Consider the following 14,459-nt stretch of genomic DNA (forward strand, 5'->3'; position numbering starts at 1 on the left):
CCAAGAGTGCTTTGTACCTTATTTACGATTTTGCTTACCGGCGTTACGGTTTTTCTTTGGTTTGCTCGCAATTGCTTGAGTATTTTTTGGTGTCACATCTTTACGCTTGCTTGGTGTTGTACGAGGTGCTTTTGGAGGGTTCTTTTTGAACTCTTCAGCAACTTTTTCTTTCAAGCGAGGTTTAATGATGTAGTTGGTAATCAACTGTTGGATAATAGAGAAGATACCACCAACGAACCAGTAGAGGATTACGGCTGCAGGTGAGCTAATACCAAAGAAGATCATCATGATTGGCATACTGTACATCGTCGCTGCCATTTGTTTACGTTGTTCTTCAGGAACTTGTTGAATAGACAACCAAGATTGGAAGTAGTAAAGCGCTGCGATGATGATAATCAATGGGAAGTCACGGTGACCAAGGTTAAACCAGAGGAAGTTATCCTTGAGTACACCAGGAGTGTAACGTGCTGCATAGTAGAGTGCTGAGAAGAATGGGAACTGAATCAATAGAGGAAGACAGCCGACACCGCCCATCAAGCTTAGACCGTTTTCACGCTGAGCTTGCATGAGTTCAGACTGGGCAGCCATTTTTTCTTCTTGAGTTTCAGCGTTGCGCAAACGTTCGTTAATTGGTTCTAAGATAGGCGCAAGGTATTCACGTTTTGCTGCTTGGTAGGCTGCGCTACGAGATTGGTGAAGACCAAGTGGCAAGATAATCAAACGAACAATGATGGTTACGAAGATAATGCCAAGACCAAATCCCAGATTTAAATTATGTGCGAAGTAGGTGATGACGTGGCTCATAGGGCGACCAAGTAGGTTCCAAACCCAACCAGTAGGATTACCAGACTTATCAAGGCTCACACATCCTGATAGAAAGAGAAGCATGCTGGCAGCAAGCCCCATCAGGGCTAGACGTTTTTGATTTTTATTCACAATATCATTCCTTTTGTTTTTTAGTTATACCTGTCTATTTTACCTTTTTTTAAGGAAGAGAACAAGTTAAAAACGGAGCTCCAACCTTAATTAGCCATGCGAAAATCGCTGTAATTAGGGAAGTTAGCCATGGTCACATCGACATAGGTTACTTTAGACCATTTTGAAGGTCCCTTTCGAACTTCTTGAATAAATTTAGCTAACTTAGAAGGGTTATCTGACTGAGCTAGAATTTCAACAGTACCGTCGTCGTTATTCCAAACCCGACCGCATATATCTCCAATATCTAGTGCTAGAGCATAGGTTGAATAACGAAAACCAACACCTTGGACTCTTCCTGAGACTAATAATCGTACTTTTTGCATGGTCCATGACCTCCTTTTGAAAGCTCTTTCTTTTAGTATAATCCTTGCTATAAAGTCGGTCAAGTCCAAGATTTATCAGGGGATTTCTGCTATAATGAGTGTATGGAAATCATTCAATCAAAGCAAAATGCTAGCATTAAGTCTGCTAGAAAATTATTGCAGCGTAAGCACCGTAAAACTAGCTATCTTTTAGAAGGATGGCATCTTTTTGAGGAAGCAAAGGCAAGCGGTGCCGAGATTCTTCAAGTTTTCGTACTTGAGGAAATGGCTGATCGTGTGGCTAATATGTCTAAGGTCAAGTTGGTTAGTCCAGAGGTGCTTAAGGAACTCTGTGAAACTCAGACACCTCAAGGGATTGTGGTAGAAGTTGCTAAACAATCTCAAGCCTTGCCAAAGTCTCTCTCAGGGAAATATCTGCTCTTGGAGGATGTTCAGGACCCTGGTAATGTAGGAACAATGATTCGAACAGCAGATGCCGCAGGTTATGACGGAGTCTTTTTGTCGGATAAATCAGCTGATATTTATAATCAGAAGACCTTGCGTTCTATGCAGGGAAGTCATTTCCACCTTCCAATCTATCGTGGACCAATTCTTGACATGGTTGAGGCTTGCAGAAAACAAGGTATACCCGTCTTAGCAACGACTCTTTCCGATGTTTCCGTTGACTATAAAGCAGTTAAGACAGATGGCAATTTTGCCCTAGTAATGGGAAATGAGGGTCAGGGAATTAGTCAGGAAATGGCTGAGTCTGCTGATCAACTCGTACATATTAGCATGCCAGGTCAGGCGGAGAGTCTGAATGTTGCTGTTGCAGCAGGAATTCTCATGTTTAGTCTCTAGGTCTCAAGGATGATTTTAGGAGAAAACAACTGACTTTTAAAGTAATTTTAAGTACTAGTGGTATAATGAAGAAGCATTAGAAACATTAATGAGGTATTATTATGAAACGACCAGAAGATGATAAAGAATTCATGGAAGTTGTGGGACATTTGATTTCTCATCCACGTTTTCAAAAATTGGATGGGATTGTACAGCACCATCATTCGACACGTTTAGAACACTCGGTTAATGTTAGTTACACCAGCTATAAGATTGCTAAAAAATTTGGCTGGGATGCCAAGAGTACAGCTCGAGGTGGTCTCTTACATGACTTTTTCTATTATGATTGGCGAGTGACTAAATTTAACAAGAGTCATGCTTGGGTACATCCACGTATTGCTGTTCGTAATGCCAGAAAGCTTGTTAATCTGAACAAAAAAGAAGAGGATATTATTCTCAAGCATATGTGGGGAGCAACGATTGCGCCGCCGAAGTATAAGGAATCTTATATTGTTACTATGGTGGATAAGTATTGGGCGGTTAAAGAAGCAGCGACACCCTTACGAAACCGAATCAAAAATCGTAAGTTTTTCCGTCGCAAGACTCTACAAAGCCACCACCAATAATTCATTATTTTTAGGAGATAACTATGGAATCAAATGCAATTTATACAACTAGTGATGCGGGTTTGAACCGCTTTTTCGGAAAGATTTATGGTCTTGTCGGTATGGGAGTGGGACTTTCAGCAGTCATCTCTTATCTGATGCTCTTCCCTCTTTCGCATCTTTTTGTCAATATTCTCATGAATTATTCTTGGGTTTACATGGCGGCACTCTTTTTAGAGTTTGGTTTGGTCTTTTTGGCTAGCGGTGCTGCAAGAAGGAATACACCTGCGGCTCTACCTTTATTTTTGGTTTATTCTGCTCTGAATGGATTTACACTTAGCTTTATCATCGTACAATATACGCAAGCCATTGTTTTCCAAGCTTTCCTTAGCACTGCCATTGTTTTCTTTATCATGGCACTTATCGGAGTTACCATTAAGCGAGATCTATCAGGCATGGCCAAGTTCCTTATGGCAGCCTTGATTGGGATTATTGTGGCTAGCTTGATTAATTTTTTCTTTGCAAGTAGCATGATGAGTTTTGTGATTAGTATTGTATCAATTCTTATTTTCTCAGGTTTAATTGCCTACGATAACCAGATGATTAAGAAGGTTTATTATGGTACCAATGGTCAGGTCACAGATGGATGGGCAGTTTCTATGGCACTTAGTCTTTACTTGGATTTCATTAACTTATTCTTGAATATCTTGCGACTCTTTGCTAGACGAAATTAGTAAAAAAAATCAGCCAGATGGCTGATTTTTTTACTGTCTAATAGTTTTTTGTGAGTGTTCCTTGCTGACCTGTGTAAGCGTAGAAGAGTGGATAGTAATCCCATTTTCCCACATAGCTATCTTTATCTGGGAAAGCCCACTTGTCGTCTTTTTTAGTAAGCTCGACTGAGTAATTATCAAAGATATTTGTACCTTCAGTCTTTGGTGCTGATGGACTTACTTCTTTGATTGAATTCGGTAGGTAAGTTTCCATGTAGAATTGTCTTGTCAGTTGGTCGACATTTCCAGCGTTAGCACCATTGCTTTGTAGGTAGTTTTTAAGTTCGTCTGTGAGATTTGGGTGATTAGCACCATAGGCATCGTCTGCAGCTTTCATACTGATAGTTGACATGCTGACATTGAATTCTGCCTTATCTTTAGCGACGATAATGTTGTCAACAGTGTAGCTGCCGCGTTCACGGTTAGCTGTTTGAACCCAACCAAAAACTTTTGGAACTTCATCACCGGTTGGTTTGATGTTATCAGTTGCATCATAGCTGTATTGAAGGCTATCTGAGAAATATTGGTTAAGTTCGCCCTTAGCTTTGTCCAAGTCGTTAGAAACAAATTTGCTGTAGTCTTTGCTTTCGCCACCTAGAAGAACTGCGTTGAAATAAGCATCAACAGCCTTTTTAACATTGGTAGTTGTTTTACCATCGAAATCTTTTAGGTTAGTAGAAACAGTTTGTCCTTCTGTCTTCTCATCCTTTGATTCAAAATAGAGTTTATAGCTTTCGTCGTTGTTAACTTCGAAAAAGAGTGAGACAGTTTTGTAGTCGTCAGCTTCAAGCTTTCCAAAGTCATCTGTAGCATCCTCTACGTTCTTATTTTTGTTGAAGAGAGTAGGGAGATCACCTTTGTCGATCTTGCTTGCTGTGACTTTTTTACCATCTTTATCTTTGAGGTAGAATTGTTTAGCAGATGTGTTGAGCTCATTTTCCATATCTTCCGAAGTATTCTCGAGTTTGAATGAGACTTCGACTAGGGTTTGGTCATCCTTGAGCTTGAGGTCGCTTCCTGACATATAGACAATATCGTTAACAGAAAGCTTGGCATCAAGTTTTGGCTTGGCACATGCTGAGAGTGTTAAGATGGCTGCTAGAGCAAGAGCCCCAGAGTAAAGATATTTTTTCATAAATAATCCCCCGTTATTTTATTTAGGTTATAGGTCTATTGTATCATGAAATATGCCTTGAGATTATTAGAAAATTGGGTTTCAAGCCTTTTCTTATGCTATAATAGGATTACTATTGTAAAAAAATGGAGAATAAAATGACAAAAACACCTTTTATTACAGCTGATAAACTTGAACAAATCACTGCAGAATTTCCCACACCTTTCCATCTTTACGATGAAAAAGGGATTCGTGAAACAGCACGTGCAGTTAATGCAGCTTTTTCGTGGAATCCAGGTTTTAAAGAATTCTTTGCTGTAAAGGCCACACCTAATCCAGCAATCCTCAAAATTTTGAAAGAAGAAGGGTGTGGTGTCGATTGTGCGACCGATACAGAGCTTGTCATGAGTAAGAAAATTGGTTTTGATAGTAGCGCGATTAGCTTTACATCTAATGATACACGTGCAGAAGAGTTTGTTTACGCGCGTGATATTAATGCGACAATTAACCTTGATGCTTACGAAGATATCTTTTTCTTGGAAGAGGCTGCAGGGCTTCCTGAAACCCTTTCTTTGCGCTTTAACCCAGGAGGTGTCTTCTCTCTTGGTACTGATATCATGGATCATCCTGAAGAATCAAAATTTGGGATGACTAAGGAACAACTCTTCAAAGGTTATGCCTACCTTAAAGAAAAAGGAGTGAAATCATTCGGTTTGCATGCTTTCCTAGCGTCAAATACAGTAACGAATGAGTATTACCCAACCTTGGCTGCTCAACTCTTTGAATTGGCGGTAGAAATCAAGAATGAACTTGGAGTTAGTCTTGACTTTATCAATTTATCAGGTGGTGTTGGGGTAGACTACACACCGGCTAATAAGCAAAATGACATTGCTGTTATCGGTGAAGGGGTTCATGCTAAATTTGATGAGATCCTTGTTCCGAATGATCTTGGACACATTAGTATTTACACTGAACTTGGACGTTTCATGACAGCACCTCATGGCCTTGTTGTTACTAAGGTTCTTCATATTAAGGACACTTATCGTCGTTACGTTGGTGTAGATGCTTCTGCGGTTAACTTGCTTCGTCCAGCTATGTACGATGCCTACCACCACATCACGAATATGACTAATCCAGATGGTGACACTCAAGTAGTTGATGTGACAGGTTCTCTTTGTGAAAATAATGATAAGTTTGCTAAGAACCGTGAATTGCCAGAAGCTCGTATTGGAGATACCTTGGTTATCCACGACACAGGTGCACATGGTTTCTCAATGGGCTACAACTATAATGGACGTCTTCGTTCTGCAGAAATTCTCTACCAAGAAGATGGAACGGCTCGTATGATCCGCCGTGCAGAGACGATGAATGATTACTTTGCTACTCTTGATGGTTTTGATTTTGACATTTAACAAAAAATAAGCTAGGCCTTAAAGGCCCTAGCTTATTTTACTTTAATGATTACAGCTTCAAGAATGATATCGGCTAACTCCTCAGGGGATTCGACACAGCCTTCTTTGAGCCAGAGTGTTAAAATGGTAACAATAGTGCTAACATAAATTTCCAATGAATATTTGGCAGGAATATGATAGCTTTGTTCCATGAGCTCTGTAACATTTTCGATATCAGAGTTAAGGATGGTCTCGATAATGAATTCACGAATCATCTCATTGATGTTTGGAATGTGTGTCATTAAGGTGAGACAGAGCTTTTGATTTTCCTTAAGATATCTTAGCATTTCAGTAACAACACCCTCTTGGTAGGTCATGTCTTCCTGAAGAATACTTGAAACTTTATCTAAAATCTTTGAGAAGGTTGTTTCAACCAAATCTTCTTTATTTGAATAGTAGTAGTAGAAAGTTGGTCTGCTGAGATTTGCCTTCTTGATGATGTCTGTGATGCTGATTTGTTCGAGTGAACTCTCTTCTAAGAGTTCAATAAATGCGTTGACAATTTTTCGTTCGGAAATAGTTGCTTCCTTGAGCATAAATAAACCCCTTTATATAAACATAATAATAATTCCACAACTTATATAATAACCTATTTTTTTTCTAGAAATCTTACAAGTCCTTTACAGTTGTAAGTGAAAAATACTGAAACTCTCATTTTATCGATATTTTAAACGAAAAAACTTTTTTTCTATACGTTTTTAAGAACCAACGTCTTATTTGTCAGTAGGGTCCATTTTTGCTATAATATAAGGTAAATCAACGTTATAGGAGAATTAAATTTATGAACACCGTCCTTTGGATTATTCTTGTTTTTGTAGCCCTTTTGGGTGGTTTTTATGGAGGCGCATACTTTGCCCGCAAACAAATGGAGAAAGAATTGGCTGAAAATCCTCGTTTGAATGTGGACGCTGTTCGTACCATGATGTCGGCTGCGGGTCAAAAGCCAAATGAAGCAAAAGTGCGTCAAACATATAACCAAATTATCAAACAACAAAAACAAGCACTTGCAGATAGCAAGAAAAAGAAAAAATAATGGTGGGGAGCTGGGACGTGAATCTCAGCTTTTTACATGTAACCTAGGGGATAAGGAGGCAAGATGGATAATCGACCTATAGGATTTTTAGATTCTGGTGTCGGAGGACTGACGGTGGTACGTGAACTTAAACGTCAGTTGCCTCACGAGTCTATTGTTTATATTGGTGACTCTGCTAGGGCGCCGTATGGTCCTAGACCAGCAGAACAAATCAGAGAGTATACCTGGCAGTTGGTTAAATTTCTTCTGACCAAAGATGTAAAAATGATCGTTATTGCTTGTAATACGGCAACAGCAGTAGTTTGGGAGGAAATCAAAGGAGCCTTGGATATCCCAGTGCTAGGTGTGGTTTTGCCTGGTTCTAGTGCTGCCATTAAGTCTAGTCAATCGGGTCATATTGGCGTCATTGGGACTCCTATGACGATTGCCTCTAACATCTATGAACAAAAAATTAAGCATCTGGCACCACAAATGAATGTCTTGAGTTTATCTTGTCCTCGCTTTGCCCCTATTGTTGAATCCAATGAAATTAACTCAAGTGTGGCTAAAAAGATTGTTTATGAGAGCATGGCACCTTTAGTCGGCAAGGTAGATACCTTGGTTTTGGGCTGCACCCATTACCCACTTTTACGTCCTATCATCCAGAATGTTATGGGGCCAAGTGTCAAGCTAATTGATAGCGGAGCTGAAACAGTTCGTGATGTTTCCGTTTTGCTCAATTATTTTGAAATTAATCGTAGCCGTGAAGTCGAAGACAAGACGGAAGAATATTACACCACAGCTAGTGTGCTTGGTTTTAAAGAAATCGCAGAACAATGGCTGGGTGAAGAAGTTGCTGTCCAACATGTCGATTTGGACAAGGAGTTAGAAAATGACTAAATCAATTTTAGAATATAAAGACGAACAAGACTGGTATTTGGCTAGTTTTGGAAGCTACAATCACTTGACTTGTTTTGGTGGTGATGAGGCCTATGAACAATTTGTTGACCTTTTCCAAGCCTTGACTAACGTTTTGGCTGTTAGTGGTTTCCAGTTACATATTGCTAAACATTCTTCAGACCTTCGCTTGGTATCCTTTATTTTGGATTGCTTGAAAGAGCAAACTGGTCGAGACCTAGCTGTTACGCCACATCAAGGGGCCTTGGTAGTTAGTGAAGGAGATAAGCTTGTCTATGTTCATGTGCCTAGAGAAGGTGTCACCTTGAGTGATTTCTTTGGTTCTGATAACAAATCAGATTTTGGTGATATCCTATTGATTGCGACACGCAATGAAGGAAAAACTAAGGAATTTCGTAAACTATTTGGAAAACTAGGCATTAAGGTAGAGAATCTTAATGATTATCCAGACCTTCCTGAAGTTGCTGAAACAGGTATGACCTTTGAGGAAAATGCACGCTTGAAGGCGGAGACCATTTCTGAATTAACTGGTAAAATGGTCCTTTCAGATGACTCTGGTTTGCAGGTAGATGTTCTTGGAGGCTTACCAGGTGTTTGGTCTGCGCGCTTTGCAGGCCCTGATGCCACAGATGCTGAAAATAATGCTAAATTATTGCACGAGCTCGCTATGGTGCTTGATGATAGCAAACGTACGGCGAACTTCCATACAACCCTAGTTGTTGCAGCACCTGGACGTGATAGTTTGGTTGTTGATGCCGACTGGAAGGGTTATATTGGCCGAGAACCTAAAGGTGACAATGGTTTTGGTTATGATCCTCTCTTTTTAGTTGGTAATACGGGTAAAACAGCAGCAGAGCTTTCTGCAGAAGAGAAAAATGAACAATCTCACCGTGGACAAGCTGTTAAGAAACTTATGGAGGTCTTCCCAGCATGGCAGAACAAACAATAATCGTAATGAGCGACTCCCATGGGGATCGTGATATTGTAGCAGATATAAAAAATCGTTATCAAGGAAAGGTGGATGCCATTTTCCACAACGGAGATTCGGAGTTAGAATCAAGTGATCCTGTTTGGAAAGGTATCTATGTAGTTCGAGGAAACTGTGATTATGATTCAGGTTATCCAGAACGTTTGGTCGTTAAACTTGGAGATGTGATTATTGCACAAACACATGGTCATCTCTATGGCATTAATTTTACCTGGGACAAGTTAGATCTTTGGGCGCAACAAGAGGATGCAGATATTTGTCTCTATGGACACTTGCATGCGGCAGCAGCTTGGCGAAATGGTAAGACAGTGTTTATCAACCCAGGTTCTGTTTCGCAGCCACGTGGGCCTATCCATGAGAAACTTTATGCTAAGGTGATTATAAACAGTGCAAAAATTCGTGTGGAATATTACACACGTGACCATGAACTTTATTCAGAACTTACACAGGAATTTGAACGATGATTGCTAAAGAATTTGAAGATTTTTTGTTGGCTCATTTAGATAATTATTTAATTCCATCAGATCAGGTTGCTATTTTTATTGATAGTCACAACGCTGATCATGTGGTCTTGCTTTTGACAAGCAATGGTTATTCGCGCGTTCCCGTTTTGACTAAGGATAAGCACTATCTTGGGACCATATCTTTAACGGATATTAAGCGTTATCAAGATGAACATAACTTGCAAGAGTGGGAGATGGTTAACCGTGATATCGGGCCGATGACATCAGATGTTGTGGAAACAGTGGAAGATAATGCCAATCTAAATGAGGTAATGCATAAGCTAGTTAATAATCCTTTCCTTCCTGTGGTTGACAGCCAAGGTATTTTCAAAGGAATTATCACACGAAAATCGATTCTAAAGGCGGTTAATAGCCTCTTACATGACTTTACACATGACTATATCATCATTCCAAAAACAACTGACAACTCAGATCACTGATTTTCTGGCTACTAAGGTCATTTCGGAGAGTTCAAAGCAAGCTTATGCTTATGATCTTAAGCAGTTTGCAACGTCGATTTCAGGACAAATTGATCAAACCAGTCTCAAGCTCTATGAAAACCAACTGAAGGAATGGAAGCCATCCGTACAAAAGCGTAAGCGCTCTGCGGTCAATCAATTTTTGCTATACCTCTATCAAAAGGGTGAATTAGAGAAATTTTTCAAACTATCAGAGACGGTTACAATACCTTCTCAGGAGGATAAGTTGCGAACACTGGATCTTTCATCGCTTTATGAGGGGCGTGAAGGGGTTGGTAAGCTGGCTTGTCTGCTGATTCTAGAGTTGGGACTCTTACCTTCAGAGATTTTGGAGTTGGACTGGGCCGATATTGACTTGGATTTTGGTGTTGTGACTGTGGCCAAGGGAAGCACTAAGCGTGTTCTCAGACTTGAAGCAGATGTGAAGCAGTATTTGTTGGCCATTAAAGATGCGAACAGCCAGGGCTTGCTTTTGGGTAAGCTCTATACTCGACAATGGCTGTATAAGCAAATCCAGACTTATGTTAGTGACTGTGGCTTATCGAATGTAACCGCTCAAGTCTTGCGTCAGCAATTTATTCTTAGACAGATTGAAAAGGGAACGGGCGCCTTTGAACTTGCTCGTTTACTGGGACTAAAAAGTCCAGTGACCTTGGAGAAATACTATAAAACCTAATGGATATTAAGTTAAAAGATTTTGAGGGGCCACTGGATTTGTTGCTCCATCTGGTTTCTAAGTATGAGGTAGACATTTACGATGTTCCCATTGTTGAGGTTATCGAGCAATACTTGGCTTATTTGGCAACCTTGCAAGCCATGAAGCTTGAAGTTGCTGGGGAATATATGCTTATGGCTAGTCAGCTCATGCTGATTAAGAGTCGTAAGCTTCTGCCCACAGTGGTGGAAGCTGAGCCTGAAGCAGATGATCCAGAACTAGAGCTCTTGAGTCAGTTGGAAGAGTATGCACGCTTCAAAGCAGCTAGTCAAGAGTTGGCTAAGCAGCATGAGGTACGAGCTCAGTATTTTTCAAAACCAAAAGTAGAATTGGTTTATGAAGATGTAACGTTGAATCAGGATAAGACCATTCAAGACATTTTCTTGGCTTTTTCAAAAATCATGGCTGAAAAGCAAGAAGAAATTCGCCGAAACCACACAACCATTGCGCGTGACGATTATAAAATTGAAGACATGATGCTGATTATTGAGGAAGCATTTGGCTCAAAAAATGAGCTGTATCTGGATGAACTTTTCACGGATGCTAAGGATATGAATCAAGTAATCACCCTCTTTTTGGCAACTCTTGAATTGATTAAGGTACATCGCATATCAGTACAGCAGGAAACAATTTTTGGTACAATCACATTAAGAAAGGAATGGACGAATGAGTAGTCACTTAGCACGATTAGAAGCTTTACTTTTTGTGGCTGGTGAAGATGGTCTTAGTCTACGTGCTATGGCACAGCTTTTGGAAATGCCAGTGACGGGTCTGACTCAGTCCTTGGAGAAATTACAAGCCAAGTACGAGGCAGACGAGGATTCAGCTCTTTGTTTATTGGAATCGTCAAATACCTATAAGCTGGTGACTAAGCCAGATTTTGCAAGTCTCCTTCGTGATTATTCTAAAACGCCAATCAACCAAAGTCTATCCCGAGCGAGTCTCGAGGTTCTCTCTATAGTTGCTTATAAACAGCCTATTACACGTGCTGAAGTCGATGACATTAGAGGTGTTAATTCTAGTGGTGCTATTGCTAAACTTCAAGCCTTTGATCTCATTCAAGAAGCTGGTAAAAAAGATGCTGTCGGTCGTCCTAACCTATATGCGACTACTGATTATTTCCTAGACTATATGGGGATTAACAGTTTAGACGAACTTGTGGCGATTGACCAACTAGAACTTGAAGAGCAGGAAACAAGTCTCTTTAGGGAAGATGCTCCAGAAGAGCTTGAGGACTTGGACAATTAAGACTAAACCTTGTTGAAACTAATCATTAAAAAATAAAGAAACATAGCAGAGATGCTAGGTAGAAAGGATACAGCTTAAGCTGTAGAAAAAGAATGCGAATTAATAAATATATTGCCCACGCTGGTGTGGCCAGCCGTCGTAAGGCTGAGGAACTGATTAAAGAAGGTCGTGTGACCCTAAATGGTAAGACCGTTACGGAATTGGCAACCATTGTCAAAAATGGTGACATTGTTGAGGTAAATGGTAGTCCAATTTATAATGAAGAGAAGGTCTATTATCTTCTTAATAAACCACGAGGAGTTATTTCTTCGGTATCTGATGAGAAAAATCGTAAGACGGTGATTGATCTCATGCCCCACGTTAAGGAACGTATCTATCCTGTTGGTCGTCTTGACTGGGATACGACTGGTCTTCTTATTTTGACTAATGATGGTGACTTTACCGATAAAATGATTCACCCACGTAATGAGATTGATAAGGTTTATTTGGCGCGTGTCAAAGGTATTGCGACCAAGGAGAATCTTCGTCCTTTGACTCGTGGTGTAGTCATTGATGGCAAGAAAACCAAGCCAGCACGTTACAATATTATCAAAGTTGACCATGAAAAGAATCGTTCAGTTGTTGAATTGACAATTCATGAAGGGCGTAACCACCAGGTTAAGAAAATGTTTGAATCAGTGGGCTTGCTCGTTGATAAGTTGTCTCGCACACGTTTTGGGACCCTTGATTTGACAGGTCTTCGTCCAGGTGAATCACGCCGTCTAAATAAGAAAGAAATCAGCCAGCTTCATAACGCTGCTGTCAATAAGGTCAAATAATGAAAAGATTTCTGATTGCCTTGGTCAGGGCTTATCAGAGATGGATTTCTCCCCTATTTCCACCGTCTTGTCGTTTTCGTCCAACTTGTTCGGTTTATATGATCCAAGCAATAGAAATGCACGGTTTAAAGGGAGTTCTTATGGGAGTTGCCCGTATCTTAAGATGTCACCCTTTATCAGAGACTGGCGATGATCCGGTGCCAGATTATTTTAGTCTAAAACGTAATAAAACTCCTTTGGATAAATGAATCCAAAGGAGTTTTTCTATGCTTAAGTTTTTGACCAAGTTTTTGGCAGGAAGAGGAGTAGTAAAGGATAAATTTCCAAACGTCCTGCAATCATAGCAAATCCCATGATAAGCTTAGACAAAGGACTGAAAATAGCAAAGCTATCACTCGTTCCAAGTAAAGGTCCAATATTGTTAAAGGTTGAAGCAGCAGCGCTTGTCACAATCAAGAGGTCTTGATTATCCAGTGACAAAACAGTGACTAAACTTAGTATAATGAGTACATATACAGCTAGATATTTAAGAACACTGTGCTGGGTTTCTTTATCGAGAACACTTCCATTAATATGAAGTGACAGGATACGATTAGGATAGAGGCTAGCCAGAGTCTGATTTCGTGCAATCTTAGCAATAATCATAGCACGGATAACCTTGAAACCACCGGCAGTAGAACCTGCTGATCCCCCGATAAACATCAGGAGGAGTAGGATATACTGAGAAAAGAGTGGCCATTTGGTAATATCCGTTAGACCAAAACCGGTTGTTGTGATGATAGTTGACACTTCGAAAAATGAGTATTTGAAAGAGTCAGCCAAATTGTGGTAAATCCCAAAAATATTGAGGAAAATCAAACCTGTTGAAATAGCCACAATCGCAAAGTAGGTACGTAGTTCTTCATCTTGGAAGAAAAACTTGATTTTGCGAAGGAGGATATAGAAATAAAGGTTGAAGTTAACTCCAAAGAGTAGGGTACCAACAGTAACCACATAGGTAATCAGATCACTGTGGTAATGGGCGATAGAGTCATTATAGACAGCAAATCCCCCAGTACCTGCGCCCCCCATAGCAGTGATGATACTATCAAAGATTGGCATACCGCAAAGCCAGAGAATAACAGCAAAAATAACAAACATAGTCAGATAGATGATGTAAAGAATCTGAGCTGTATTTTTGAGCTTGGCAACGACTTTACCAAATACTGGACCAGGCACCTCTGCACGCATAACCTCATGGTGACCATTTTTACTGTTGTTCATGATGGCTAGGGCAAAGACCAATACCCCCATCCCTCCAATCAAGTGGGCGAAGCTTCGCCAGAAAAGTAGGGAGTGGGTAAGTACTCCAGTATCTGTAAGAATAGTAGCCCCCGAGGTTGTGAAACCAGAGCTCATCTCGAAAAAGGCATCAATGACACTTGGGATCTGACCAGCAAAGACGAAGGGCAATCCTCCAAAGAAGGACCAGAGCACCCAACAGAGGGCTACAATAAGCATTCCTTCTTTGGTGTAAATATGGTAGTTCTTTGGTTTAAAGAGAGTACCAAGCATCCCGAGAAAGAGGAGAATCCCCATCGTACCCAAGATGCTGGCAAATACTTTAGCATCTTCTTGATAAATAAGAGCGACGATAAGTGGTACAACCAAGAGAGCAGCCTCAATCAGTAGGAGCTTGGCAATAAGAAAACGGACAATAGATCGATTCATGGCAA

General features: G+C 40.3%; 19 protein-coding genes. 14 read left to right on the forward strand and 5 right to left on the reverse strand.

What is annotated here, in order from left to right; translation table 11 throughout:
* Positions 1-18: 18 nt before the first annotated feature.
* The gene (gene yidC / locus NYE32_RS01165) at positions 19-936 is read right to left on the reverse strand and encodes a membrane protein insertase YidC (protein ID WP_037598962.1); all 918 of its coding nucleotides are present in this window, start codon (positions 934-936) and stop codon (positions 19-21) included.
* An 86-nt stretch (positions 937-1,022) separates the two neighbouring features.
* Entirely contained in the window at positions 1,023-1,301 is a 279-nt protein-coding gene (locus tag NYE32_RS01170) for an acylphosphatase (protein WP_037597401.1), read from the reverse strand.
* A gap of 102 nt (positions 1,302-1,403) precedes the next feature.
* Here NYE32_RS01170 and NYE32_RS01175 point away from each other — a divergent pair, with 102 nt between their 5' ends.
* The 3 genes from NYE32_RS01175 (at position 1,404) to NYE32_RS01185 (ending at position 3,459) form a co-directional block, all read left to right on the forward strand.
* The gene (locus NYE32_RS01175) at positions 1,404-2,141 is read left to right on the forward strand and encodes an RNA methyltransferase (protein WP_037598963.1); all 738 of its coding nucleotides are present in this window, start codon (positions 1,404-1,406) and stop codon (positions 2,139-2,141) included.
* Between the two features lie 101 nt (positions 2,142-2,242).
* The gene (locus NYE32_RS01180; RefSeq protein WP_002883682.1) at positions 2,243-2,746 is read left to right on the forward strand and encodes an HD domain-containing protein; all 504 of its coding nucleotides are present in this window, start codon (positions 2,243-2,245) and stop codon (positions 2,744-2,746) included.
* Between the two features lie 23 nt (positions 2,747-2,769).
* Positions 2,770-3,459 (forward strand): Bax inhibitor-1/YccA family protein, encoded by a 690-nt coding sequence (locus NYE32_RS01185; protein ID WP_037598964.1) that lies wholly within the window; start codon positions 2,770-2,772, stop codon positions 3,457-3,459.
* Between the two features lie 37 nt (positions 3,460-3,496).
* On the opposite strand, the gene NYE32_RS01190 is transcribed toward NYE32_RS01185, so the two are convergent.
* Entirely contained in the window at positions 3,497-4,633 is a 1,137-nt protein-coding gene (locus NYE32_RS01190) for a DUF5105 domain-containing protein (RefSeq protein ID WP_051411988.1), read from the reverse strand.
* A gap of 137 nt (positions 4,634-4,770) precedes the next feature.
* Between NYE32_RS01190 and NYE32_RS01195 the strand changes: the two genes are divergently transcribed.
* Positions 4,771-6,024, forward strand: a complete 1,254-nt coding sequence (locus tag NYE32_RS01195; RefSeq protein WP_037598966.1) for a diaminopimelate decarboxylase — start codon at positions 4,771-4,773, stop codon at positions 6,022-6,024.
* Positions 6,025-6,056: 32 nt separating this feature from the next.
* Here NYE32_RS01195 and NYE32_RS01200 read toward each other — a convergent pair whose 3' ends face one another.
* Positions 6,057-6,599: a TetR/AcrR family transcriptional regulator gene (locus NYE32_RS01200; RefSeq protein ID WP_037598967.1), complete on the reverse strand. Its 543-nt coding sequence runs from the start codon at positions 6,597-6,599 to the stop codon at positions 6,057-6,059.
* Between the two features lie 245 nt (positions 6,600-6,844).
* Between NYE32_RS01200 and NYE32_RS01205 the strand changes: the two genes are divergently transcribed.
* The 10 genes from NYE32_RS01205 to yidD all read left to right on the forward strand — a co-directional run bounded on the left by NYE32_RS01205 (position 6,845) and on the right by yidD (position 12,992).
* Positions 6,845-7,096, forward strand: a complete 252-nt coding sequence (locus NYE32_RS01205; protein WP_002883695.1) for a YneF family protein — start codon at positions 6,845-6,847, stop codon at positions 7,094-7,096.
* Between the two features lie 63 nt (positions 7,097-7,159).
* Positions 7,160-7,975, forward strand: coding sequence for a glutamate racemase (racE, locus tag NYE32_RS01210; RefSeq protein WP_037598968.1), 816 nt, complete (start codon positions 7,160-7,162; stop codon positions 7,973-7,975).
* Complete coding sequence (locus tag NYE32_RS01215; protein ID WP_037598970.1) at positions 7,968-8,942, forward strand: nucleoside-triphosphate diphosphatase; 975 nt, start codon at positions 7,968-7,970, stop codon at positions 8,940-8,942. The genes racE and NYE32_RS01215 overlap by 8 nt, the downstream gene beginning before the upstream one ends.
* The gene (locus NYE32_RS01220) at positions 8,924-9,445 is read left to right on the forward strand and encodes a metallophosphoesterase (RefSeq protein ID WP_037598971.1); all 522 of its coding nucleotides are present in this window, start codon (positions 8,924-8,926) and stop codon (positions 9,443-9,445) included. The genes NYE32_RS01215 and NYE32_RS01220 overlap by 19 nt, the downstream gene beginning before the upstream one ends.
* Positions 9,442-9,924, forward strand: a complete 483-nt coding sequence (cbpB, locus tag NYE32_RS01225) for a cyclic-di-AMP-binding protein CbpB (RefSeq protein WP_002883680.1) — start codon at positions 9,442-9,444, stop codon at positions 9,922-9,924. The genes NYE32_RS01220 and cbpB overlap by 4 nt, the downstream gene beginning before the upstream one ends.
* Entirely contained in the window at positions 9,878-10,639 is a 762-nt protein-coding gene (gene xerD, locus NYE32_RS01230; RefSeq protein WP_037598973.1) for a site-specific tyrosine recombinase XerD, read from the forward strand. Before cbpB ends, xerD begins: the two co-directional genes overlap by 47 nt.
* A complete protein-coding gene (locus NYE32_RS01235) occupies positions 10,639-11,352 on the forward strand; it encodes a segregation/condensation protein A (protein ID WP_037598974.1) in 714 nt (237 codons plus the stop codon). Before xerD ends, NYE32_RS01235 begins: the two co-directional genes overlap by 1 nt.
* A complete protein-coding gene (gene scpB, locus NYE32_RS01240) occupies positions 11,345-11,926 on the forward strand; it encodes an SMC-Scp complex subunit ScpB (RefSeq protein ID WP_037598975.1) in 582 nt (193 codons plus the stop codon). The genes NYE32_RS01235 and scpB overlap by 8 nt, the downstream gene beginning before the upstream one ends.
* A gap of 92 nt (positions 11,927-12,018) precedes the next feature.
* On the forward strand, positions 12,019-12,744 hold the full coding sequence (locus NYE32_RS01245; protein WP_002883686.1) for a pseudouridine synthase: 726 nt from the start codon (positions 12,019-12,021) through the stop codon (positions 12,742-12,744).
* Positions 12,744-12,992, forward strand: coding sequence for a membrane protein insertion efficiency factor YidD (gene yidD / locus NYE32_RS01250; RefSeq protein WP_002886534.1), 249 nt, complete (start codon positions 12,744-12,746; stop codon positions 12,990-12,992). Before NYE32_RS01245 ends, yidD begins: the two co-directional genes overlap by 1 nt.
* A gap of 22 nt (positions 12,993-13,014) precedes the next feature.
* Here the strand turns inward: yidD and NYE32_RS01255 are convergent, their stop codons facing one another.
* The gene (locus NYE32_RS01255) at positions 13,015-14,454 is read right to left on the reverse strand and encodes a TrkH family potassium uptake protein (RefSeq protein ID WP_037598977.1); all 1,440 of its coding nucleotides are present in this window, start codon (positions 14,452-14,454) and stop codon (positions 13,015-13,017) included.
* Positions 14,455-14,459: the final 5 nt, after the last annotated feature.

Origin of the sequence: Streptococcus sp. FSL R7-0248 (genome assembly GCF_037967965.1) — a bacterium.
Taxonomy (GTDB): Bacteria; Bacillota; Bacilli; order Lactobacillales; family Streptococcaceae; genus Streptococcus.